The sequence below is a fragment of the Scandinavium sp. NPDC088450 genome, from assembly GCF_044900545.1.
Lineage (GTDB): Bacteria > Pseudomonadota > Gammaproteobacteria > Enterobacterales > Enterobacteriaceae > Scandinavium.
Map to the genome: position 1 here is coordinate 88,139 of NZ_JBJDNI010000010.1, position 22,289 is coordinate 110,427.

General features: G+C 52.5%; 26 protein-coding genes, 2 tRNA genes and 1 riboswitch. Of the genes, 14 read left to right on the forward strand and 14 right to left on the reverse strand.

Annotation, left to right across the window (positions count from 1 at the left end; translation table 11 throughout):
- The first annotated feature begins 40 nt into the window (after window positions 1–40).
- From fliL to rcsA, 8 genes are all read left to right on the forward strand, one after another.
- Window positions 41–508: a flagellar basal body-associated protein FliL gene (fliL, locus tag ACI2I2_RS11435; protein ID WP_404658019.1), complete on the forward strand. Its 468-nt coding sequence runs from the start codon at window positions 41–43 to the stop codon at window positions 506–508.
- A gap of 4 nt (window positions 509–512) precedes the next feature.
- Window positions 513–1,517, forward strand: a complete 1,005-nt coding sequence (gene fliM, locus ACI2I2_RS11440) for a flagellar motor switch protein FliM (RefSeq protein WP_330984429.1) — start codon at window positions 513–515, stop codon at window positions 1,515–1,517.
- Window positions 1,514–1,927: a flagellar motor switch protein FliN gene (gene fliN, locus ACI2I2_RS11445; protein WP_330984430.1), complete on the forward strand. Its 414-nt coding sequence runs from the start codon at window positions 1,514–1,516 to the stop codon at window positions 1,925–1,927. The genes fliM and fliN overlap by 4 nt, the downstream gene beginning before the upstream one ends.
- A gap of 1 nt (window position 1,928) precedes the next feature.
- On the forward strand, window positions 1,929–2,312 hold the full coding sequence (fliO, locus tag ACI2I2_RS11450) for a flagellar biosynthetic protein FliO (protein WP_404658020.1): 384 nt from the start codon (window positions 1,929–1,931) through the stop codon (window positions 2,310–2,312).
- On the forward strand, window positions 2,312–3,049 hold the full coding sequence (gene fliP / locus ACI2I2_RS11455; RefSeq protein WP_330984432.1) for a flagellar type III secretion system pore protein FliP: 738 nt from the start codon (window positions 2,312–2,314) through the stop codon (window positions 3,047–3,049). The genes fliO and fliP overlap by 1 nt, the downstream gene beginning before the upstream one ends.
- A gap of 9 nt (window positions 3,050–3,058) precedes the next feature.
- On the forward strand, window positions 3,059–3,328 hold the full coding sequence (gene fliQ / locus ACI2I2_RS11460) for a flagellar biosynthesis protein FliQ (protein ID WP_154160781.1): 270 nt from the start codon (window positions 3,059–3,061) through the stop codon (window positions 3,326–3,328).
- A gap of 5 nt (window positions 3,329–3,333) precedes the next feature.
- Window positions 3,334–4,128 (forward strand): flagellar biosynthetic protein FliR, encoded by a 795-nt coding sequence (gene fliR, locus ACI2I2_RS11465; protein ID WP_404658021.1) that lies wholly within the window; start codon window positions 3,334–3,336, stop codon window positions 4,126–4,128.
- A gap of 284 nt (window positions 4,129–4,412) precedes the next feature.
- Window positions 4,413–5,036 (forward strand): transcriptional regulator RcsA, encoded by a 624-nt coding sequence (rcsA, locus tag ACI2I2_RS11470; RefSeq protein ID WP_404658022.1) that lies wholly within the window; start codon window positions 4,413–4,415, stop codon window positions 5,034–5,036.
- 43 nt (window positions 5,037–5,079) lie between these two features.
- Here the strand turns inward: rcsA and dsrB are convergent, their stop codons facing one another.
- On the reverse strand, window positions 5,080–5,268 hold the full coding sequence (gene dsrB / locus ACI2I2_RS11475; protein WP_404658023.1) for a protein DsrB: 189 nt from the start codon (window positions 5,266–5,268) through the stop codon (window positions 5,080–5,082).
- Between the two features lie 130 nt (window positions 5,269–5,398).
- On the opposite strand from dsrB, the gene yodD reads away from it, so the two are divergent.
- Both yodD and ACI2I2_RS11485 read left to right on the forward strand, forming a co-directional pair.
- On the forward strand, window positions 5,399–5,626 hold the full coding sequence (gene yodD / locus ACI2I2_RS11480; RefSeq protein ID WP_329700695.1) for a YodD family peroxide/acid resistance protein: 228 nt from the start codon (window positions 5,399–5,401) through the stop codon (window positions 5,624–5,626).
- A gap of 199 nt (window positions 5,627–5,825) precedes the next feature.
- Window positions 5,826–6,653: a mannosyl-3-phosphoglycerate phosphatase-related protein gene (locus ACI2I2_RS11485; RefSeq protein WP_404658024.1), complete on the forward strand. Its 828-nt coding sequence runs from the start codon at window positions 5,826–5,828 to the stop codon at window positions 6,651–6,653.
- On the opposite strand, the gene dgcQ is transcribed toward ACI2I2_RS11485, so the two are convergent.
- The 3 genes from dgcQ to ACI2I2_RS11500 form a co-directional block, all read right to left on the reverse strand.
- Window positions 6,617–8,320, reverse strand: coding sequence for a cellulose biosynthesis regulator diguanylate cyclase DgcQ (dgcQ, locus tag ACI2I2_RS11490; protein WP_404658025.1), 1,704 nt, complete (start codon window positions 8,318–8,320; stop codon window positions 6,617–6,619). The two genes, ACI2I2_RS11485 and dgcQ, sit on opposite strands and share 37 nt — an antisense overlap.
- Window positions 8,321–8,402: 82 nt before the next feature.
- Complete coding sequence (locus tag ACI2I2_RS11495; RefSeq protein ID WP_330984437.1) at window positions 8,403–8,582, reverse strand: DUF2158 domain-containing protein; 180 nt, start codon at window positions 8,580–8,582, stop codon at window positions 8,403–8,405.
- Window positions 8,583–8,659: 77 nt separating this feature from the next.
- A complete protein-coding gene (locus ACI2I2_RS11500) occupies window positions 8,660–9,568 on the reverse strand; it encodes a DUF808 family protein (protein ID WP_404658026.1) in 909 nt (302 codons plus the stop codon).
- 181 nt (window positions 9,569–9,749) lie between these two features.
- On the opposite strand from ACI2I2_RS11500, the gene yedA reads away from it, so the two are divergent.
- Complete coding sequence (yedA, locus tag ACI2I2_RS11505) at window positions 9,750–10,661, forward strand: drug/metabolite exporter YedA (protein WP_404658027.1); 912 nt, start codon at window positions 9,750–9,752, stop codon at window positions 10,659–10,661.
- Here the strand turns inward: yedA and ACI2I2_RS11510 are convergent.
- Genes ACI2I2_RS11510 through drpB form a run of 4 tightly spaced genes read right to left on the reverse strand, consistent with a single transcriptional unit; the run spans window position 10,636 to window position 13,617 of the window.
- Window positions 10,636–11,130, reverse strand: a complete 495-nt coding sequence (locus ACI2I2_RS11510) for a very short patch repair endonuclease (RefSeq protein ID WP_404658029.1) — start codon at window positions 11,128–11,130, stop codon at window positions 10,636–10,638. The genes yedA and ACI2I2_RS11510 overlap by 26 nt on opposite strands.
- Window positions 11,114–12,535, reverse strand: coding sequence for a DNA cytosine methyltransferase (locus ACI2I2_RS11515; protein ID WP_404658030.1), 1,422 nt, complete (start codon window positions 12,533–12,535; stop codon window positions 11,114–11,116). Before ACI2I2_RS11515 ends, ACI2I2_RS11510 begins: the two co-directional genes overlap by 17 nt.
- A 57-nt stretch (window positions 12,536–12,592) precedes the next feature.
- Window positions 12,593–13,288, reverse strand: a complete 696-nt coding sequence (locus ACI2I2_RS11520) for a phosphohydrolase (protein WP_404658031.1) — start codon at window positions 13,286–13,288, stop codon at window positions 12,593–12,595.
- A 50-nt stretch (window positions 13,289–13,338) separates the two neighbouring features.
- A complete protein-coding gene (drpB, locus tag ACI2I2_RS11525; protein WP_404658032.1) occupies window positions 13,339–13,617 on the reverse strand; it encodes a cell division protein DrpB in 279 nt (92 codons plus the stop codon).
- A 693-nt stretch (window positions 13,618–14,310) separates the two neighbouring features.
- Between drpB and ompC the strand changes: the two genes are divergently transcribed.
- Complete coding sequence (ompC, locus tag ACI2I2_RS11530) at window positions 14,311–15,462, forward strand: porin OmpC (RefSeq protein ID WP_404658033.1); 1,152 nt, start codon at window positions 14,311–14,313, stop codon at window positions 15,460–15,462.
- Window positions 15,463–15,682: 220 nt separating this feature from the next.
- Here the strand turns inward: ompC and ACI2I2_RS11535 are convergent.
- Window positions 15,683–15,770, reverse strand: a tRNA-Ser gene (locus tag ACI2I2_RS11535).
- A 93-nt stretch (window positions 15,771–15,863) separates the two neighbouring features.
- Between ACI2I2_RS11535 and mtfA the strand changes: the two genes are divergently transcribed.
- Both mtfA and ACI2I2_RS11545 read left to right on the forward strand, forming a co-directional pair.
- The gene (gene mtfA, locus ACI2I2_RS11540; RefSeq protein WP_404658034.1) at window positions 15,864–16,661 is read left to right on the forward strand and encodes a DgsA anti-repressor MtfA; all 798 of its coding nucleotides are present in this window, start codon (window positions 15,864–15,866) and stop codon (window positions 16,659–16,661) included.
- 100 nt (window positions 16,662–16,761) lie between these two features.
- Window positions 16,762–16,837, forward strand: a tRNA-Asn gene (locus tag ACI2I2_RS11545).
- 40 nt (window positions 16,838–16,877) lie between these two features.
- On the opposite strand, the gene cbl is transcribed toward ACI2I2_RS11545, so the two are convergent.
- From cbl to pduF, 5 genes are all read right to left on the reverse strand, one after another.
- Window positions 16,878–17,828 (reverse strand): HTH-type transcriptional regulator Cbl, encoded by a 951-nt coding sequence (cbl, locus tag ACI2I2_RS11550; protein ID WP_404658035.1) that lies wholly within the window; start codon window positions 17,826–17,828, stop codon window positions 16,878–16,880.
- A 98-nt stretch (window positions 17,829–17,926) separates the two neighbouring features.
- Complete coding sequence (gene nac, locus ACI2I2_RS11555) at window positions 17,927–18,844, reverse strand: nitrogen assimilation transcriptional regulator NAC (protein WP_404658036.1); 918 nt, start codon at window positions 18,842–18,844, stop codon at window positions 17,927–17,929.
- A gap of 247 nt (window positions 18,845–19,091) precedes the next feature.
- Window positions 19,092–19,631, reverse strand: coding sequence for a hypothetical protein (locus ACI2I2_RS11560; RefSeq protein ID WP_404658037.1), 540 nt, complete (start codon window positions 19,629–19,631; stop codon window positions 19,092–19,094).
- Window positions 19,632–19,728: 97 nt separating this feature from the next.
- Window positions 19,729–19,903, reverse strand: a riboswitch (cobalamin riboswitch).
- Window positions 19,904–19,951: 48 nt separating this feature from the next.
- A complete protein-coding gene (pocR, locus tag ACI2I2_RS11565) occupies window positions 19,952–20,869 on the reverse strand; it encodes a regulatory protein PocR (protein WP_404658038.1) in 918 nt (305 codons plus the stop codon).
- Between the two features lie 210 nt (window positions 20,870–21,079).
- Window positions 21,080–21,877, reverse strand: coding sequence for a propanediol diffusion facilitator PduF (gene pduF / locus ACI2I2_RS11570; RefSeq protein ID WP_404658039.1), 798 nt, complete (start codon window positions 21,875–21,877; stop codon window positions 21,080–21,082).
- Window positions 21,878–22,289 lie beyond the last annotated feature (412 nt).

The following is a 22,289-nucleotide window of genomic DNA, read 5'->3' on the forward strand; positions in this document are numbered from 1 at the left end:
TCACTCTTAAAGCTGCACCGAAACAGGAAATGAGTATCAGATGACTGACACCGCGATCGCGAAAAAAAGCAAACGCTCAATCTGGATCCCACTGCTGATGCTGGTGACGCTCGCAGCCTGCGCGACTGCGGGCTATAGTTACTGGCGACTGCAGCAACAACCCTCCGCGGATGCCAAAAAAGAGGTTCCGCCACCGCCAGCCCCAGTGTTCTGGGCGCTGGATACGTTCACGGTTAACCTCGGCGATGCCGATCGCGTGCTCTATATCGGGATAACGCTGCGTCTGAAGGATGAAGCGACCCGCTCGCGTCTGAATGAGTATCTGCCGGAAGTGCGTAGCCGCCTGCTGCTGCTGTTCTCCCGTCAGGATGCGGCAAAACTGGCGACCGATACCGGGAAACAAGACCTGGTCAACGCCATCAAACAGACACTTGCTCCACCGTTGGTGGCGGGCCAACCGAAGCAGGAAGTGACTGACGTGCTGTATACAGCTTTCATTCTGCGGTAATCCCATGGGCGACAGTATTCTTTCTCAGGCCGAAATTGACGCGCTGCTGAACGGCGACAGCGAGAAAAGTGACGAACCGCAACCCGGCGCCACTGGCGACAGTGACATTCGTCCCTATGATCCTAATACCCAGCGTCGCGTGGTGCGCGAGCGTCTGCAGGCGCTGGAAATCATCAACGAGCGTTTTGCTCGTCAGTTCCGTATGGGCCTGTTCAACCTGCTGCGTCGTAGCCCGGATATCACCGTGGGCGCGATCCGCATTCAGCCCTACCACGAATTTGCCCGCAACCTGCCGGTGCCGACCAACCTGAACCTGATCCACCTGAAACCGCTGCGCGGGACCGGGCTGTTCGTGTTCTCGCCAAGCCTGGTGTTTATTGCGGTCGATAACCTGTTTGGCGGCGATGGGCGTTTCCCGACCAAAGTCGAAGGCCGCGAATTTACCCACACCGAACAGCGCGTGATTAACCGCATGCTGAAGCTGGCGCTGGAAGGCTACAGCGATGCGTGGAAAGCGATTAACCCGCTGGAAGTGGAGTATGTTCGTTCCGAGATGCAGGTGAAATTTACCAATATCACCACCTCGCCGAACGACATCGTGGTCAATACCCCGTTCCATGTTGAGATTGGCAACCTGACAGGTGAATTCAACATCTGTCTGCCGTTCAGCATGATTGAACCGCTGCGCGAGTTGTTGGTGAACCCACCTCTGGAGAACTCCCGCAGTGAAGACCAGAACTGGCGCGAAAACCTGGTGCGCCAGGTTCAGCATTCAGAACTGGAGCTTGTGGCGAACTTCGCCGACATCTCCCTGCGTCTTTCCCAAATATTAAAACTACAACCCGGTGACGTGCTGCCGATTGATAAACCGGATCGCATTATTGCCCATGTGGACGGCGTCCCGGTATTGACCAGCCAGTACGGCACGGTGAACGGTCAATACGCTCTACGCGTTGAGCACCTGATTAACCCGATTTTGAACTCGCTGAATGAGGAACAGCCCAAATGAGTGATATGAATAATCCGTCCGATGAAAACAGCGGTGCAATGGACGATCTGTGGGCTGAAGCGTTGGGCGAGCAGAAATCAGCAAGCGGCAAGAGCGCGGCTGATGCGGTATTCCAGCAATTAGGCGGCGGCGATGTAAGCGGCACGCTGCAAGATATCGACCTGATTATGGATATCCCGGTCAAACTGACCGTGGAACTGGGCCGCACCCGCATGACCATCAAAGAGCTGCTGCGTCTGACGCAAGGTTCCGTGGTGTCTCTGGACGGGCTGGCGGGCGAGCCACTCGATATTCTGATCAACGGCTACCTGATTGCTCAGGGTGAAGTTGTGGTCGTTGCCGATAAGTACGGCGTACGTATCACCGACATCATCACCCCGTCAGAACGTATGCGTCGTTTGAGTCGCTAAGATGAAAACCCAGGCCAGCGTTTCTCAACCTGCCGTGACCGCGAGTCCCTCTTCTCCGTTGATAGAAGTCAGCGGCGCGCTGCTGGGGATCATTCTGCTGATCCTGGCCGCGGCGTGGCTGGCGAAACGCTTCGGCGTTAGCGGCGCGAGAAGCTCGGCCAGTAAAGAGTTGAAAGTCAGTGCCAGCGCTTCACTCGGCCAACGTGAGCGAGTGGTGATTGTCGACGTGGAAGACGCCCGGCTGGTGCTGGGTGTGACGGCCTCTCAGGTGACGTTGCTGCACAAATTGCCTCCGGCACAGGTTGATCCTGACGCGCCAAAGCCTGAAGTGCCTGATTTTGCCTCACTGATGAAATCTGTTATCAAGCGCCCTGGGAGATCCTGATGCGTCGTGTGCTTTCCCTCTCGCTTGTCGCGCTGTGGCTGCTCTCGCCCGCGGCTTTTGCTCAACTGCCAGGGCTTGTCAGCCAGCCTCTGCCAAACGGGGGCCAAAGCTGGTCTCTGCCGGTGCAGACGCTGGTGTTTATTACCTCTCTGACTTTCCTGCCCGCGATCATGCTGATGATGACCAGCTTCACGCGCATCATCATTGTGTTTGGCCTTTTGCGCAGCGCTTTGGGCACCGCTTCCGCACCACCGAATCAGGTGCTGCTTGGGCTGGCGCTGTTTCTGACCTTTTTTATTATGTCGCCGGTTATCGACAAGATTTACAACGATGCCTACCAGCCGTTCAGTGAGGATAAAATCACGCTTGAACAGGCGATTGATAAAGGCTCGCAACCGCTGCGTGAGTTTATGCTGCGCCAAACCCGCGAGGCCGATTTAGCTCTGTTTGCGCGTCTGGCAAACACCGCGCCTATTCAGGGGCCAGAAGCCGTGCCAATGCGCATTCTGCTGCCTGCTTATGTCACCAGCGAACTCAAAACGGCCTTCCAGATTGGCTTCACCATCTTTATTCCGTTCCTGATTATCGATTTGGTGGTCGCCAGCGTGCTGATGGCGCTGGGGATGATGATGGTGCCCCCGGCCACCATTGCGCTGCCGTTCAAGCTGATGCTGTTTGTGTTGGTTGACGGTTGGCAACTTTTGGTGGGATCACTCGCCCAAAGTTTTTACAGTTAAGGAACGTCCATGACCCCTGAATCGGTAATGATGCTGGGCACCGAGGCGATGAAAGTCGCGCTGGCGCTGGCTGCCCCGCTGCTGCTGGTGGCGTTAATCACCGGCCTGCTTATCAGTATTTTGCAGGCCGCGACGCAGATTAACGAAATGACCCTGTCGTTTATCCCGAAAATCATCGCCGTGTTTATCGCCATCATCGTGGCTGGCCCGTGGATGCTGAATCTGCTGCTGGATTACGTGCGCACGCTGTTCAACAACCTGCCGTACATCATCGGATAAGCCATATGCTGCACGTCACCAGCGACCAATGGCTGCACTGGTTGAGCCTCTATTTTTGGCCGCTGTTGCGCGTGCTGGCGCTGATTTCCACCGCCCCTATTCTGAGCGAGTCCAGCGTGCCCAAGCGGGTTAAGTTGGGGCTTGGCATCATCATTACCTTTATCATCGCCCCAACGCTTCCCGCCACGGACGTGACGCTGTTTTCACCTAACGCGCTATGGCTGGCGATGCAGCAAATTCTCATCGGTATTGCGCTCGGGTTTACCATGCAGTTTGCCTTTGCCGCCGTGCGTTTTGCCGGGGAAGTGATTGGCCTGCAAATGGGCTTGTCGTTTGCGACCTTCGTTGACCCAAGCAGCCACCTGAGTATGCCGGTGCTGGCGAGGATCATGGATATGCTGGCGATGCTGCTGTTTCTGGTCTTTAACGGCCATTTATGGCTCATTTCGCTACTGGTTGATACGTTTCACACCCTGCCGATTGGGGGGAATCCGCTTAACAGCAATGCGTTTATGGCGCTTGCCCGTGCCGGTGGGCTTATCTTCCTGAACGGCCTGATGCTGGCGCTGCCGATAATTACCCTGCTGTTGACCATTAACCTTGCGCTGGGAATGCTCAACCGTATGGCCCCGCAGCTCTCCATCTTTGTGATTGGTTTTCCCATCACCCTGACTGTGGGTATTATTTTAATGGCCGCCTTGATGCCATTAATTGCGCCGTTCTGTGAACACCTCTTCAGTGAATTATTCGATCTATTAGCAGATATTATCAGCGAGTTACCTAAAATAAGTTCTCCTTAGAAATGAAAGGGCTAATCTAAGGATATTCTTAAATTGGTTCTTCAAAAACATTCACCAGCATAACTCTGGTGCGGGTGAATTGTTTTTACCCCTCTCACACATCATAACATTTACTTTACTTTAAGATGTTTCCTGGCAAATTATACGTAACTTTACGGGATAGTTGAGGTCGCCCGATTGTCTTTCCTTTGCTCTTTGTAAGTTCAGGTTAAACGTTCTCTGACAATTAAGAAGCAGTCGGGCTATGGGGTTAATTATCGTTACGCATTGAGTGAGGGTATGCCATGTCAACGATTATTATGGATCTGTGCAGTTACACCCGGCTAGGGTTGACCGGGTACCTGACCAGTCGAGGGATCAAGAAGCGCGATATTGGCGATATTGAGACCATCAGTGAGCTTGAAACGGCCTGCGAAACACTGCAACCGTCTGTCGTGTTCATTAATGAAGACTGCTTTATCCACGATACACAAAGCAGTCAGCATATTAAGCAGATCATTAATCAACACCCCAGGACACTGTTCATCGTATTTATGGCTATTGCCAACGTCCATTTCGATGAGTATTTGCTGGTCAGAGATAATCTGTTAATCAGTTCCAAATCGATTAAACCAGAATCACTGGACGATATTCTGGCTGATTACCTGCAAAAGATAAGCCGCAATGTTAGCAAGATTAACATTCCGACTTTATCGTTAAGCAGGACTGAATCAAGCATGCTAAAAATGTGGATGTCGGGACAAGGAACGATTCAGATATCCGACCAGATGAATATTAAGGCCAAAACGGTATCGTCACATAAAGGTAATATTAAAAAGAAAATAAAAACGCATAATAAGCAGGTTATTTATCATGTTGTCCGATTGACAGATAATGTCACCAGCGGTATTTACGTCAATATGCGCTAATCGTTCGAGATTCACTGGCGGCACACCCGCCAGTGAAAAAATCTTACTCGGCTTTCTCAACGAAAATGCCGTCAGCGTGCCCCAGTTCATTAAAGAACCAGATACCCATCGGGTAATCTTCCAGCGACACCAGGTACATTATTCCTTCATTAAACTGTTCAACCGCCAGCACCACCCCTGGCCGACGCGGCCCACCGTCCGTTTTGACCGTTACTCGATCGTTCACCTGCATAGCTTGTCTCCTGTCTTTTACTTCAGCCAGTGTAGAACAAAACCGCCCTGCTGGCAGCGTCTGGCGCGCCAATTGGTGTTTTTATCGACGGTCTATACTCAAAGGTGGATGTCAGCAAGAGGACCCTGTGATGAAAACTGCCAAAGAGTACAGCGACACGGCCAAACGTGAAGTGAACGTGGATGTCGATGCCCTGCTGGATGCCATCAACGAAATCAGTGAGAGCGAGGTTCACCGTGCGGGTGACGATCCTCATCATGTCAGCATTGACGGACGCGAGTACCACACCTGGCGCGAACTGGCCGAAGCGTTTGAACTCGATATTCATGACTTCAGCATTACCGAAGTGAACCGCTGAACGCAGGCAAAAAAAACCCGACCATGGAAGGGCCGGGTAGAAGCTTGCTGATGCAAGAAGCACTTGAAAATTCGTTACACCAGGAAATCTGATGCGGATAAAACATTATCCTCAATTTTTTTGTAAGACAAGCATTATTCATAGATACCGTGAATACATTTAGGATTATTCCTGACTAATTTCCGTTTAAGGAGAGGCAATGCCCAGTCAGCAACAAAGGTGGATTATTTTTACCGACCTTGAGGGCACGTTGCTGGATATGCACACCCAGCAGTGGCAACCTGCCAGCGAATGGCTTACCCGTCTCAAACAGCAGGAGATCCCGGTGATTCTTTGCAGCAGTAAAACCGCGGCTGAAATGATGCTGCTGCAAAAAGAGCTCGGTATTGGCCCGCAGCCTTTGATTGCCGAAAACGGTGCTGTCATTCAGATGGGTGATGACTGGCAGGATGCGGATGGCCCCCGGCGCATCATTGGATCGCCCCATGAAGAGATTCAGCATGTGCTCACTCAGTTACGAGAAAATGACGGTTTTAAGTTCACCACGTTTTCCGATGTGCCGGAACAGACCATCAGCGACTGGACAGGCATGAGCCTGAAACATGCGGCGCTGGCGCAACTGCATGAAGCCTCTGAAACCTTAATCTGGCGAGACAGTGACGAGCGGATGCGGGTCTTTGATGAAACCCTTGCTTCGCTGGGCTTGCAGTTTGTGCGCGGCGCACGCTTCTGGCATGTGCTGGATCAGCGTGGCGGCAAAGCGCAGGCGGTGAGCGGGATACTAAGCCGCTACCAGCAGAAAGAAGGCTTTCGCCGGGTATCAATTGGCCTGGGTGATGGCCCCAATGATGCACCGCTGCTCGACAGCACGGATTACGCGGTAGTGGTGAAAGGACTGAATCGCGACGGTATTTTCCTGAAAGATGCTACGCCGGAACGCGTGTATCACACCCGTTCCAGCGGCCCGGAAGGCTGGCGCGAAGGCCTCGATTACTGGTTTTCATCCTTGTCGCAACAGCAGACCTGATTGCGGCCATTCTGCTTCGCGTAGTACAGGCGCTTATCGGCAACGGATTGCAGATATTCGATATCGTACATTCCTTTGTCATCACTGCTGCTGACGCCCAGCGAGGCGCTGATGCGCAGCGTCTGCCCTTTCGCGACAAGCATTTCGCGGCTGTTAATACGGGTACGGATGCGTTCCGCCAGCGCACAGGCATCCTCATGACTGGCACCCGGCAGCACAAGACAGAACTCTTCCCCGCCTACGCGCCCCGCAATGTCGCCTTCTCGCACTTTGGCGCTGATCATCCCTGCCACATGAGCGAGCACTTTATCCCCGGCCTGATGGCCGAAGCGATCATTGATGCTTTTGAAGAAATCGAGATCGAGCTGAACCACAGATATCGGCAAGCCCTGACGTTCGCAGCGCCTGGTTGCTTTCGCCGCCAGATCAAACAGCGTGCTGCGGTTGTACAATCGCGTCAGGCCGTCGTGCCAGGCTTGCCACTGCAAAGAATCCTGCAAGGTGCTCATGTTAGTCACCATCCGGCGAATCACTCCCCACGAGAGCAGCAGCATGGAAGTAAACAGCAGCCATAAAAGCCCCAGCGCGATGGAAATCGAGCCAAACTCGCCGCGAACGCCTTCATCGATGTGATGAATGCGTAACAACACGCCGTCATAATTTCGCAGCTTTTGCCAGTTGATATAGCTTGTCGAGAAACGTAATCCGCCGCGAGTATCGTGCTCAAAAGCCTGAGCCAGCTGCGCTTTTTCCTGAGCGCTGAGCGGTTCTGACGCGACGCCACCCGGCGTAGATGTCGCAATCAGATTCATTTGGCGGTCGTAAAGGCGGTACTCCCCCTCCGTTTCACCTTCTGTGGACTTTGTCAGGAGTTGTTTGATTTGCGCCAGAGAGAATTCAATGGCCAGCACGCCATGCCAGATATTCTGGCTGTCTACCGGCAACGTCACGGCGACACGGCGTTGTTCACCCTCGGCGGTGTCCAGCATCCAGCTCAACCAACGAATACCACGCGTCGGATTATTCCTTTGCGACTGACTGGCAAACCACGGGCTGGTCACCAGCGCATAATACTGTTCGACGATGTCGTTGTTGTTTGCCACTGGGTTACTGGAGATAAAAAAACCGGCGCGAGAGACATACAGCAGTTGCTGAGTGACGCGTTTAAGCGAAGTAGAAAGGCGCAGCAAATAGCCGACTTCAAGCGTAGCGGTCAATTCATTGCGCAGCAGAGGGTTGTCGCGGGACAGTATCGTTGAGTCATTCACAAACTCATCGGAGACGCCGTTTACCGGCAACGTGCGCCGGTTATCCAGCGAAATAGACCACTGATGCTGACCGCGCTTGCGATCAAACTCCTCGCTGGCGTTGCGCATCACCTCAAAAGCAAGCGGCGTCCTGAGGGCGGCTTCCATCCCGGTGCGGTAAAAAAACAGCCTGTCGACGTTAAGCTGAAACTGATTGTTAAGTTCGTGGGAGACGTTCTCCAAAGTGTTACGCTGGCTGGATATATAGGCGTCTTCCAGTACCACCACTTCACGCCAGGTAAGCAGCGTAGAGAACAAAAGAACGACAAAGAAACAGATGTTGACCACCCGCCCAGGACGGGTATGGCTGCTGAGCTGATTCAGCCAGCGAGGATTTTCCACTCGTGTTACGTGGGGCACACAAACTCCCTGAACATTCCCTGAAACCCATGACAGAACAGTAAAAACGCCCGGCGCGGGAGCCCCATGCCGGGCGTGGTCGTTATGCCTCTTGCTGTGCCCGTCGGTCACCTGGCATCAGTTCGTCTTCGCGGAACGCTTCCCGCTTCACACCGAACCCATCATACCAGCGACACTCAACCATTCCGCTGGCATACCCGGTGACCACCATACGTGGCCCGCCACTTTTCGGCTTAACTTCATCACTGACCAAAAAGACCATAACTGCCTCCTGTATCAGGGTGAAACTGTTTCACGATAGCCGAAGTTTTGCGTTTTTGCGTAATGGCTTAACAATATTTACGCAGCAGAGCGAAGCCGCGAAATCAGGCTCACAACACCAAACACGACGACCCCGACGAGTAAGCCAAAGATAAGATTAAATAAGGTTGGCGCGAGCAACGCAACGAGGCCGCCATAACCCGCAGCCATGCTTTCCACTGCATGATGCAACGGCGCGATGCCGTGTACCACAATGCCGCCCCCCACCAAAAACATCGCGAGCGTACCGACAATGGTCAGCACTTTCATCAGCCACGGCGCAATAAACAGCAGCGCTTTACCCACGGCCTGCGCGAGCGCACTGGTTTTTTCCACCAGCCAGTAACCCATGTCATCCAGCTTCACAATCACGCCCACCAGACCGTAAACGCCGATGGTCACCAGAATCGCAATACCGGACAACACCAGCACCTGGTTTAACAAGGGCGCTTCAGCAACAATCCCGAGGGTGATGGCCACAATTTCGGCGGAAAGAATAAAATCAGTTCTGATAGCCCCTTTGACTTTATCCCGCTCGAAGGTCTTCGGATCCTGGCTGGCTATCGCTTCCAGACGCTGTTGGCGAGCTGCCGGATCTTCCTTGTGCTTTCTGGCGTGCAGGGAATGCAGCACCTTTTCAAACCCTTCAAAACACAGAAACGCACCGCCAATCATCAGCAGTGGCGTAATGGCCCACGGCAAAAATGCGCTGATCAGCAACGCCAGCGGCACGAGGATCACTTTGTTGAGAAACGACCCTTTTGCCACGCTCCAGACCACCGGTAATTCGCGATTGGCACGAACGCCCGACACCTGCTGCGCATTCAGCGACAGGTCGTCGCCCAGTACACCCGCGGTTTTCTTTGCGGCTACTTTGCCCATCACCGAGATGTCGTCCAGCAGTGTGGCGATATCATCCAGTAAGGTTAAAAGACTGCTCCCGGCCAAATGTGACTCCTTGCTTCTTTATTGATTTCTTAGACATACAGTATGAAGGAAAACTTACGGCTCGCACAGACACCGCTTGTGTCAATCAAAATAGCGTGTCGTCCCCCTAATTAAAGCACTCGCCAGACGGATAGTTTTCCCGTTAACTATAAGCGCCCTTTTTAACTCGTCATGAGGACGTATGCACGCCAGACAGTTGTTACCGCTTATCGGCGCTTTGTTCGCGCTATATATCATTTGGGGATCGACCTATTTTGCTATCAGCATCGGCGTGGAGAGTTGGCCACCGATGATGATGGCGGGTGTGCGATTCCTCTCCGCTGGCGTGTTGCTGATGGCGTATCTGTTGCTGACCGGGCATAAGCTCCCGGCTCGTCGCCCTCTGCTCAATGCCGCGCTGATTGGCGTGTTATTGCTGGCAGTGGGCAATGGCTTTGTCACCATTGCCGAACATCAACATGTGGCATCCGGCATTGCCGCCGTTGTGGTGGCGACGGTGCCACTGTTTGCGCTTTGCTTTAGCCGCTTTTTTGGCATTACTACCCGTAAACTCGAATGGGTTGGTGTGGCTATCGGTCTGGCGGGCATTGTGCTGCTCAACAGCGGCGGAAACCTCAGCGGTAACCCCTGGGGAGCCATTCTTATTCTGATTGGCTCATTGAGTTGGGCCTTTGGTTCGGTGTACGGTTCCCGCATCGAATTGCCGACAGGCATGATGGCAGGCGCAGTGGAAATGCTGGCGGCGGGCGTGGTGCTGATGTGTGCCTCGTGGCTGACGGGCGAGCATCTGACGCAAATGCCCACCCTCTCCGGCTTTTTGGCGGTAGGGTATCTGGCCGTTTTCGGTTCACTGATTGCCATCAATGCTTATATGTATCTGATTCGCAATGTCTCTCCCGCCGTGGCAACCAGCTATGCTTACGTCAACCCGGTTGTCGCGGTGTTACTGGGCACCAGCTTTGGCGGCGAATCGCTGTCACCGGTGGAATGGCTGGCGTTGGGAGTGATTATTTTCGCGGTGGTGCTGGTTACGCTTGGGAAAACGCTGTTCCCGGCGCGCAGCAAAATCACGCCTTGCGAGGGGGAGAAGTAATCGCTAAAGGGGATATGCCCTGAGTGTCGATCTGCGCACTGCCTGACCCCGCGCAGATCCACTCTTCCAGCCTTTCGGCCAGCACCTCATCAGTCAGTTTGTTTTTCCCACGCAATGCACATTCCCACACCACCATCACTCGCCAGTTTTCTTCGACCAATTGAGCCATGTCCCGCGCATCCCTGATAACGTTTTTACCGATTTTTTCCAGCCAGAATGCCGTTCGGGTTGCAGGTATCTTAAATAAATAACAGTCGTGATGATGCCAGAAACAGCCGTGGGTAAAGATGATGCAGCGATAATCAGTCAGAACGAAATCAGGACGCCCGGCTAACGTGGCGTCCTGAACCGTGAAGCTAAAACCAGAAGCCGTGAGTAGCGCCGAGAGACGCTTTTCAATTGCGGTATCACGCGTGCCAATGGCACGCATGTTTTTACTGCGGGTCGCGGGATTATGAACGTCCGCCATTCGCTTTTTGCTCCTGGCGCATCTCCACCGCCTGCAAAATACGTGACTTCAGCAACTTAGCGACGGCGGCAAAGGCAGGCACCACCACCGAGTTGCCAAACTGGCGGTAAGCCTGAGTATCAGAGACAGGTATGCGGAACTGGTAGCCCTGTGGCGACTCAAAGCCCATCAAACGGGCGCATTCACGTGGCGTTAACCGACGAGGACGACGCTGTTGGTTTTGCGGATCGTCAAAATGCTTTTCACCCAACGCTTTATCCCAACCGCGGTCGATCAGGATTTCCGCGCCGTCTTTGTAGTATCTGGCCGAAAGCGTGCGGGCCACACTGTCTGCGCGAGTGGGATCGACTAACCCGTAACCGAAGCCATTGCCACGTGCCTGATGCTTTTTGGCGTAGCGATAAAGGTACTTCCACAAAATCGGCGTGAGGATAAATTTGGCATCCACTGTGGGTTCCAGCAGCTCGCCAAACGTCGGGCGTCGCTCCGGGTAGAGAGCAGGCAAATCACGCAGCGTGAACCCCTGCTGCAAATTCAAATCCCGACGGAAACCGACCATCACAATGCGTTCGCGGTGCTGCGGCAGGAAGTGTTGGCCGTCGATGATTTTAGGATCGTCAGCCCCCATTTCTGCGGAATCCGCCACGTCATAACCGAGCGAATCCAGCGTTTGCATGATGATGCGGAAGGTTTTCCCACCGTCGTGACTCTTGAGGTTCTTCACGTTTTCGAGCACGAACACCGCCGGACGGCAGGCATCGATGATGCGCGCCACGTCAAAAAAGAGCGTGCCTTGCGTATCACAGGCAAAGCCATGCGCGCGGCCCAGCGCATTCTTCTTCGACACGCCAGCCAGCGAGAACGGCTGACAAGGGAACCCCGCCAGCAGCACGTCGTGTTGTGGAATGATGCTGCGAATGTGTTCCGCGGCTTCGCTGTCACTGACTTCAGGCTTATGGCTCAGCGTCACATCGCGTATATCTTCATTGAACTGATGTTCTGTCGGGTCACAGTACCAGTTGGCTTTATAAGTTCTTACAGCATGCTTATTCCACTCGCTGGTAAAAACGCACTGCCCGCCAATCGCCTCAAAACCATTGCGAATGCCGCCAATGCCGGCAAACAGGTCGATAAAGCGAAATTGTGTTGTGCGTCCGGTGGGCTGTGGCAACAGCGCCGCTACGCGTGCGTATTCGTTCTCACCCAAGCGGCGGTTAATCTTGCCATTTTCGGTGGCGCGCTTGAGGATTGCCGGGCTCCAGTGCTGTTCACCCACAGCATTCAGCGTGGCGACCAGCGTCTTGACGTCATAAATGGTCATCAGCTGGTTCAGTAATGCCTGTGCGTCTGGCCCGGAGGCTCCCGCGAGAGGAGAAGTGTGAGTGCGTGTAAGTGTGTGCTGCATATCAGTAACCGGACAGACTATTTGCGGTGAGAGTATCACAAAATTTGCGCACTGAACTCAGGACTCCGGCTCAAAACGCGCGAGAATCGCCTCATCGCAATGGAGATAATCGCCTTTCAGCTCCGCCCCCATTTTGGCCATAAACTGCACCAGATAACGCGCATTGTGAACGGCGAGCGCTTTGCCCTGCTCGGTTTGCATGGTTTGCGGTAAGCGCAGCAGCTTGTTCTGGAAATGGTCGAGCGCATAACGCTGATCGTTGAGCCCGCGATGGTCGGCAAACGGGTCGTCTGCATCAAACAAGGAGAAATTCAGTTTCCCGGCAACGGCAAATACGCGAGCCAGCCCTATCGCACCTAACGATTCGAGTCTGTCGGCATCCTGCACAATCTTCGCCTCCAGCGTCAGCGGAGTGATACTGGCGCTGTGGCTGTGCGCTTCAATGGCATGTGCGACTGATGCGTACAACTCTTCAGGAAAATCGGGAAAATCTGCCTGCAACAGGGAAAGCGTTTTTTGTGCCGCAAGCTGAGAGGAGCGGCTGCGTTCAGGATGATTTTTGGGCAAGCTGACAATGTCATGAAAATAACAGGCACACAGCACCACGAGCTCATCTACCTCTTCCTTCGCCGCTAGCTGCTGAGCGGTGGCCCAGACACGTCGAAAATGAGAAAGATCATGAGCCGCGTCGTCGCTGCCGTGATGATCATGAAGCCAGGTTTCAAAGCGTTGCTGCCAGAGATGCAAAGTCATTCAGTGCTCACCCTTATCAGAAAGAGCATTGAGAATAGCAGCTTTTAATGTCAGCTTTCTGAATACGATGACCCGCGTGACCGAGTGTACCAGGCAATACCGCCGAGAATCGAACCGACAATGCCTAACACCAAAAAGCCTAACAAGGCCCCAATTAACTTGCCAGTGGTTGAGCCCATCGTGCCATCGAGCGTTGTGCCTGGAATCGGATCAAATTGAATGACCACCCAAACGTAGTGCAGCATCGCCCAGATAAAATAGCCGCAGTAAGCATAAAAAACCCACAGCGCCAGCATGCCGCCGGGACCCCGGGTGGCTCTTTCTTCCATAAAGAGAGTTCCTTCCTGTTCGTACAGAAATGTTTCGCTTTTCACTTTCTTAGGTCACAAATGTGACATTCATCACATTATAACGTCTTCTGGCACGCCGCAAAGGGGTCAGACGTTTCTTGCTCGTGTCAGTTGCCGTTACCTTGATCTTCAGCAAATTTCGTTCACTAAAAGCCCCAGCCCAGACAAACTGTATTATTTAATTAGAAGTATGAATATTTTCTGAGAATTTCATGATCCCGGTATTTTGCCTTTAAAAGTACTTTTCCAGACTTCCTTTCCATATTCATTCATGGAATCATTCCGTGCCTTTTGTTGTTTTTACACTGCACTCATTTGTTATGCATTTCTAATCACGCCTGGTTGCTGATTGCAATCAGGTTTTTTTTCGCCTTTTCACAAAACAGACTTCTTCTTTCCCCCTCCAGACACCATTCTGTAAAAAACATTCTATAGAACAAGGATATACCTTCACGCGCATTATATAAAATTCTTATAAATCATTACGATAAATGGATAAAGTCATATCATTTATAAAATGTATATATAGCAATAGGGATACAAATAGAAATATTTTAAATAAGTTGCTTACATATTTACTTTAAATAAAAGTGAACTTAGTCGATAGTATTTATTCGTGGTTTAGCATTAATCACAACTATTCATGAAATTAATAACTCAAAGGATTGCATAATGAAAAGAAAAGTATTGGCCATGCTGGTGCCCGCTTTATTGATGGCAGGCGCCGTAAATGCAGCAGAAATTTATAATAAAGACGGCAATAAACTCGACCTGTACGGCAAAGTCGATGCCCGTCATCAATTCTCCGATGATGCTGGCTCCGATGGAGACGAGACTTATGTCCGTATCGGGTTCAAAGGCGAAACGCAGATTAACAACGAACTGATTGGTTACGGTCAGTGGGAATACAACATCCAGGCGAATGACACTGAAGGCAGCGGCAATCAGTCTGCCACTCGTCTGGGCTTTGCCGGTCTGAAATTCGGCGAATACGGTTCATTCGATTACGGCCGTAACTACGGCGTGGTGTACGACGTTGAAGCCTGGACCGATATGCTGCCAGTGTTTGGTGGCGACTCCTATACCTACACCGACAACTTTATGGTGGGTCGTGGTAACGGGATGGCAACCTACCGCAACAGCGACTTCTTTGGCCTGGTGGATGGCCTGAACTTTGCGCTGCAGTATCAGGGCGCGAATGAAGGATCAGATGGTGTGTTTGATCAGGAAGGCACCAGTAACCGCGATGGTTCTTCGGGTATGCGTAGTGACAACGGCGACGGTTGGGGGATTTCCACCACTTATGACTTCGGTATGGGCTTCAACGCAGGTGCCGCTTACGCGTCTTCTGATCGTACCAATGAGCAGCAGACAGGCAGCCTCGCGCGCGGCGAAAACGCCGACGTGTGGACGGTCGGTCTGAAGTATGACGCGAACAACATTTACCTCGCGACCATGTATGCAGAAACCCGCAATATGACGCCGTTTGGTAGTGGTGATAATAGTGATGCCTTTATTGCCAACAAAACTCAGAACTTTGAAGTGACAGCACAGTACCAGTTCGACTTCGGTCTGCGTCCAGAAATCTCTTACCTGCAGTCTAAAGGTAAGGATCTGGCCAAAGATACTGGCTTGCGCAGCGACTGGAACGACAAAGACCTCGTGAAATACGTCTCTGTTGGCGCTAACTACTACTTCAACAAAAACTTCTCCACCTACGTTGATTACAAAATCAACCTGCTGGATAACGACGATGAATTCTACACTACGGCCGGCATCAGCACCGATGACGTGGTTGGCGTAGGCATGGTTTATCAGTTCTAAGTTCGTTTTTGCTGACCAGCCCGCCTCTCAGGCGGGCTTTTTTATGGCTGCAAGATGGAAGAGTAACGCCATCCGGGCTTTTACGGGCAACTCTGATGGCTAATTTCCCAATAGCAACTTAAATCAATAATGAAAGGGCGACCCTTCTCTCAAGTTATAAAAAACATCAATGACTTGAACGAAGCGGCAGACTATGATGCCGACGTCTGGCTGAAGAAAGTGGCGCAGAGAGGGATTTGAACCCTCGGTAGAGTGACCCCTACTCCGGTTTTCGAGACCGGTTCGTTCAGCCGCTCCGGCATCTCTCCGCTGAGGTGGTTGCCATGATGCCTCTCTCTTTGGCATTTTAATACCCCCTGACCTTTTCATTGAGTTCAAGTGACGAGTTTGCGAGCAAAGCGATGATTAAATGGCCCTGGAAAGCACATGACGCACCCCATAACGCGGATATTCCGTGGGAACAGGCGCTTGCCATTCCCATTCTGGCAACGCTCACGCAGGGCGAGCAGGAAAAGCTGATCCCACTGGCTGACCGCTTCTTGCAGCAAAAACGCCTCGTTCCTTTGCAAGGGCTGGAACTGACGCCCATCAATTCTGCACGTATTGCCATGCTCTTTTGTTTGCCAGTGCTTGAACTGGGCATCGAATGGCTCGACGGCTTTCATGAAGTCCTCATCTACCCTGCTCCGTTTGTCGTGGATGATGAATGGGAAGACGATATCGGCCTGGTCCACAGCCAACGGGTTGTCCAGTCCGGACAAAGCTGGCAGCAAGGACCGATTGTGCTGAACTGGCTGGATATTCAGGACTCCTTCGATGCGTCAGGTTTCAACCTGATCATTCATGAAGTGGCGCATAAACTGGACACCCGCAACGGTGACCGCGCTAATGGCATTCCGCTCATCCACTTACGTGAAGTTGCGGGGTGGGAACACGACCTGCACGCCGCCATGGATAACATTCAGGATGAAATCGATTTAGTGGGCGAAAGTGCAGCCAGCATCGATGCCTACGCCGCCACCGATCCTGCTGAATGTTTCGCCGTACTCTCAGAATACTTCTTTAGCGCACCAGAGCTATTTGCCCCCCGCTTCCCTGCGCTGTGGCAGCGTTTCTGCCATTTTTACCAGCAAGACCCGCTGCAGAGAATTCGTGAGAATGGCGGAGATGAAAGCGCAAACTTGCATGTAGTACACTAAAAGCACGCATTGCCGAGATTTCATGCAATTGAATCAGGCAGTTAATTTTAGTGTTGACACAAAAAACGAGGCCCATTAATATGCGCCTCGTTCACACGATTCCTCTGTAGTTCAGTCGGTAGAACGGCGGACTGTTAATCCGTATGTCACTGGTTCGAGTCCAGTCAGAGGAGCCAAATTTAGAAAAGCCTGCTTTCGAGCAGGCTTTTTGCTTTTCTAGATTTGGTAGTCAATCGCCGCTTCTTCTGGCTCCATCACCTGACGTTTGATTTCGTCGACGGAAAGCCCTGCGTTGCAGAGTTCAAGGAAACGCCAGACATAGTTTCGCTGTAATTGTCCGCGTTTGAGCCCTAGCCATACCGTGTTAGCGTCGAACAGATGATGCGTATCGAGGCGGGTGAAGCGCCCTGTTTCCTGATTATCGCCCGATTGTTCCGCCACCAGCCCCACGCCCAGCCCTAACTCAACATAGGTTTTGATCACGTCAGAATCTTGCGCACTCAAAACAATATCCGGCACCAGGCCTTTACGATTGAAGGCTTCATCAATACGCGAACGGCCAGTAATCCCCTGGCGATAGGTAATCAGCGGCCAGCGAGCAATGGCTTCCAGGGTTAGTGGCGACGTTTGTGTCAAAGGGTGGCCTTCGGGAACCAACAGGTTGTGATGCCAGCGAAACCATGGGAACGCGGCCAGCGTGGTGTCATTGCTCAGGCGTTCACTGGCGATACCGATATCCGCCCCACCGTTATGCAGCAGGGCTTCAATTTCCTGCGGCGTGCCCTGGATAAGCTCCAGACGAACATCCTTGAATAATTCACGGAAGGCTTTGATCACCGGCGGCAAGCTATAGCGCGCCTGAGTGTGAGTGGTGGCGATAGTCAGCACGCCCGAAGCGTCATTGGTGAACAGATCCGCCAGGCGGCGCACATTACTCGCCTCATTCAGGATACGTTCAGCGATAACAAGGAGCGCTTTACCTGGCTCGGTCATGCCTAACAGACGTTTGCCGCGACGGATGAAAATCTCGATGCCGAGTTCTTCCTCCAGCTCACGGATATGACGGCTAACGCCAGATTGCGAGGTATAAAGCATATTGGCGACTTCGGTCAGGTTGTAATCCTGCCGTGCCGCCTCGCGAATTATTTTCAATTGCTGGAAATTCACCCTTTCCTCCAGGGACCTTCAGACATAACGCTATTGTTAGAGTCAGCGGCCCTGGCGAACAAATAATAAAAACCAGCAACTTATTCCATTACGCTATATCAACTGACCAGCTGCAGTTCGCGGTTCTCCAGCGACGGGCGGCTGACCAGTGACATCAGGATCTCTTTTACTGCCTGAGCCTGCGGCGACAGCGAACCACGAGCGGACATATTGAGCGACAACGGTAAGCTCATCGACGGCGTGGTGATTCGCGCCATCCAGCCATTTGCAGAAGCACAAAGGGTTCTGGCCGCTGATTCAGGCAGTACCGTCACGCCCATCCCACTGGCAATGGCCGCCGTCAGGGTAGAAATAGATTCAATTTCCCCAATGATTTTTGCCGTCAGGCGACGCAGGGAAAAGGCTTCATCCACACGTGCCCGCACGGCGCTGTAGTCACGCGGCAGGAACAAATTCATTTCGGCGATAGCCAACAGATCGACACTCTGACCCGGACAATCACGCGTGCCCACCAGCCACAAATCCTCTTTCAGCAGTTGCTGACTGGTCAGCCCTGCTACCGGAGAACGTTCGTACAGCACGGCCATATCCAGTTGGCCGTTCAGCAATTTATCGTTCAGTACATTTCCACTGTTCTCATGCAAATAGACCATCACTTCTGGCAGCTCATTGCGCACAGCCTGAAGCAACGGCATGGTCACAGAGGATGCCGCAGTTCCTGGTGCCAGGCCAATGGACACCTGGCCACTGAGCGTCTGTCCGATATTGTTGACCGCAAGCTGAGCCTGCTCGCACTGACGTAAAATAGTCCGTGCATGGGTATAGAGAATTTTTCCGGCTTCTGTCGGCGTCACTCCCCGCTTGGTGCGAATCAGGAGTTGCTGATCCATCTCACCTTCGAGCGTAGCCACCTGCTGGCTCAAGGCGGGCTGAGCGATATGCAACACCTCAGCAGCCTGAGTCAGGCTGCCGATATCGACGATTTTCACGAAGTATTTCAGGCGTCTTAAGTTCATTTTGCCTCCAGTTTGGGGATGCCAGTACCAGGCCGGCGATTCAGTTGTCGGAGGAGTTGCAATATGCTTGCCAGTTTTTGAACAGCCGCGTGATACGTGCCTGACAGGCCGCAAAATAAGAGATTCTGATAATGTGCGCCCTTTTAGTAGCCAGCCAATGGATTACCCGATGCCCCATCCGGGGACGAGTTGCACCAATGCGGTGCGAACCGAGCCCTTTTTCAGCGCCCTTTTGGCCCGATCACGCTTAGCTTTTTAAGAAAGCAGCCACAAAATGCACCAATGCACTCGCCTGTTTACCCTCTGGGAAAAGTGAGTGGACTACGCGCTGCGGTTTGGCGTGGATAAGCAACACGACGGGCATTGATGGTAGTTCACGAGCCAAAGCTGATAGCGATTCGGTCAGCGCAGGCGACGCACCAAGAATCATGACCACCGAGAAATGGGTGAATGCCGCCTGAAAAGCGCCCATCATCTTTTCCGCTGGAACAAAGATACTACCGGGACCTTGTTGGCTGCTAAAGCTAACCAAAGGCAGGGCTTCAGCCAGGCGTGTCACCCACGCCGGCTTATGTTGAGTCAGATTAAAAAGCGCAATTGACTCAGGCTGGACTGTCGCCCAAAAAGGGTTTTCTTCCACAGAAGGCGACAGCGCGCAAACATCATTTAAGATGCGTAATGGCGTGGGCCGCAAGGGGTCTGTCACAGACAGGCCAGCAGGCTGCTGTGCTGTAACGCCTTGCAGAACACGCCCGACAGGCGCATTCAGATACTGTTTTACTACCATCCCCTGATCCTCTTCAGGGTGGTAAGGGTCATGTTTAGCGACGTGCAGCGGCAGTGACGCACCACGCGTCTCTGAGCAACCCACTTCCCACCGAAGTTGTTGGTCATCACCAGCAGGCAGGTCTTCTGGCTGAGCGTCATCCTCCCCCGTCCTTCCCAATCCTGCGATCAGTGGTTCTACGGGTTCGTCGGCATCACAGCAGCGGGGGCTGCGGGGGATTTTCACCCCCTTCCCTGCCACAAATGTGGCTAACCTGTTGGCTTATCAAGCGGCTTCCGCCGCGTTTATGTTTACGTTAACGCCGTCCCACAGCGTACCCACTAGCTCATCTCATGAGCGGGCATGGGCGTGGGGGTGTCTTTCCTTTGCTGACGAAAAACCTGCGGCGTCACCTGATAGGTTTGACGAAAGACTTTGCAAAAATAGCTGGGTTGCGAAAAGCCCAAATTGCGGGCAATGCTGGCAATACTCCAGTCACTGTGGCAAAGCAGCTCTTTGGCGTTCGCCATGCGCTGTTGAGTCACCCATGCGTTGAAGCCAATCCCCTGATATTTTTTGAATAATTTGCTGAAATAGTACGGGCTGAGATAAACGTGTGATGCCACTTCTTCGAGCCGGAGCTCCTCTGAGAGGTGTGCCTCAATGTAGCGCAAGGCCTTTTTCATTTTGCTGTCATGCGCCAGAGGCTGTTTGCGGCTCACCGCAGCGGGCGTGGGGTTGTCCTTGATCATCACAAAACTGAGCTGCTTTTTAAGGTAGTTTTCGACAATCAGCTTCAGCAGTTCTGCAGAGGCGATGACCCGGGCGTAATCTACCTCCGGGACATTCAGAAACTCGTGGAGCAAATCAGGATCAGCACGCCAGCATTCATCCACCCGAAGAATATCCACCAGCCCGACATCCTGACTCAGCCTGACCTGGCCGCAGAGCACAAAGCCCACCAAATGCCCGGCAATGACTAACGGAATGGAAAAATCGGTGAGCCCGGCATGACAACGATAGATACAAGGCTCATCGGATTTCGACGCCTCCAGCCCACCACAACGATCGCTTAAACGGCAGCGGGAACTGTGCTGAGGATGCTGACGCATCAGCTGACAGAACGGCGTGAAATTGAACAACTCAGAAATTTCATCGCCATGAATGTTGACGACCACCACCGCCAGACCGGTGGCTTTAGCAAAATCCTGGGCAATTTTATTAATAAGTTCTGAGTTAAGGGTACTGGCAGATATCATGACATCCCTCCTCAGTTAATTTATTGTTATAGATTGAGCCATGCAGCGTATTTCCGTTCAACACCTGACACAGCGTAAATGAAGAATAAAAGGGACAATATCAAAAGTCTTCTGATGTCAGGAGACTTTTGCGCCATTCATGAAAGCAGATCACGAAATGCTTTTCTGTGTTGCATCAATCTGTGATCTGCGGCGAGCCCGCTCGCATTTTTACTCAATAGCACAACGATTACAGGGCAGGTTCTTGCCGATGAAAAAGCGATAAATCGCCGCACCAATACAAGCACCAATAACAGGTGCCACTATCGGCACCACAAAATAAGGAATATCCCGACCGCCGGTCATTGCAATATCGCCCCATCCGGCAAACCAGGTAAAAAGTTTCGGTCCGAAGTCACGCGCCGGGTTCATGGCAAAACCCGTTAACGGTGCCGTGGCGGCCCCAAGCACCGCGACTAAAAGCCCAATCAGCAACGGGGCCAGTGCACCTTTTGGCACGCCATTGCCGTCGTCCGTCAGTGCCATGATCATTCCCATCAGCATTGAGGTGATAACCACTTCAACCAGCGCGGCCTGCCACACGCTGATGGCCGCGGCAGGATACGTACTGAAAATACTTGCCAGTTGCAGGCTCTCTGCGCTGCCGCGTATCAGTTGATGCGCAGATTCATATTCCGTAAACAAGGTTCTATAAAGCAGCCAGGCTAACAGTGCCCCACCAAAAGCACCGAGGAACTGCGCCAGCGCGTAAGGCACAACCTTTCGACCGGGAAAGCAGGCGAACAGCCATAAAGCAATCGTCACTGCGGGGTTAAGATGCGCCCCGGAAATCCCGGCGGTCAGATATACAGCCAGAGAAATTCCCAGCCCCCAAACGATGCATATCTCCCACAGTCCCAAATCTGCACCGGCCAGTTTCGCGGCACTCAGGCAGCCAATGCCCAGGAACAGGAACAGCCCGGTCCCCAAAAACTCGGCCACGCATTGTGCTTTTAATGAATCATTCATAGTGACACCTTCTGAAAAGGAATTGTGCCAGTAGCCACCGACGCCCTGACTGGCGGTAACGGACAGGAGGTTCATCGGGAAGACGTGCCTGTCCGCCATTCAGCCGATGCTCGTTACAAACTCTCACTATAAAAACAAACTGCGGAAAAATGTTGGCAACCTCTTGAGTCACCCAGGAAAATAAATCACAAGCCATAGCAAATTATTGCTCTCAATAATGAAAGGATGTCATAGCTGCCAGTTGTTCAAGCTGGGAAAAGCGATCTGCCTGAATAATAAAATTATGCTTATGTGCGTTGCTTTATTATCCAAAATGCAGCCACAACCCATCTGGTCTTTAACAAACAAAAACAGCGCCGTCATTATAAATAATGTAAAGCTGGCGCAAGCAAAACGAAATAGTCACATCAGC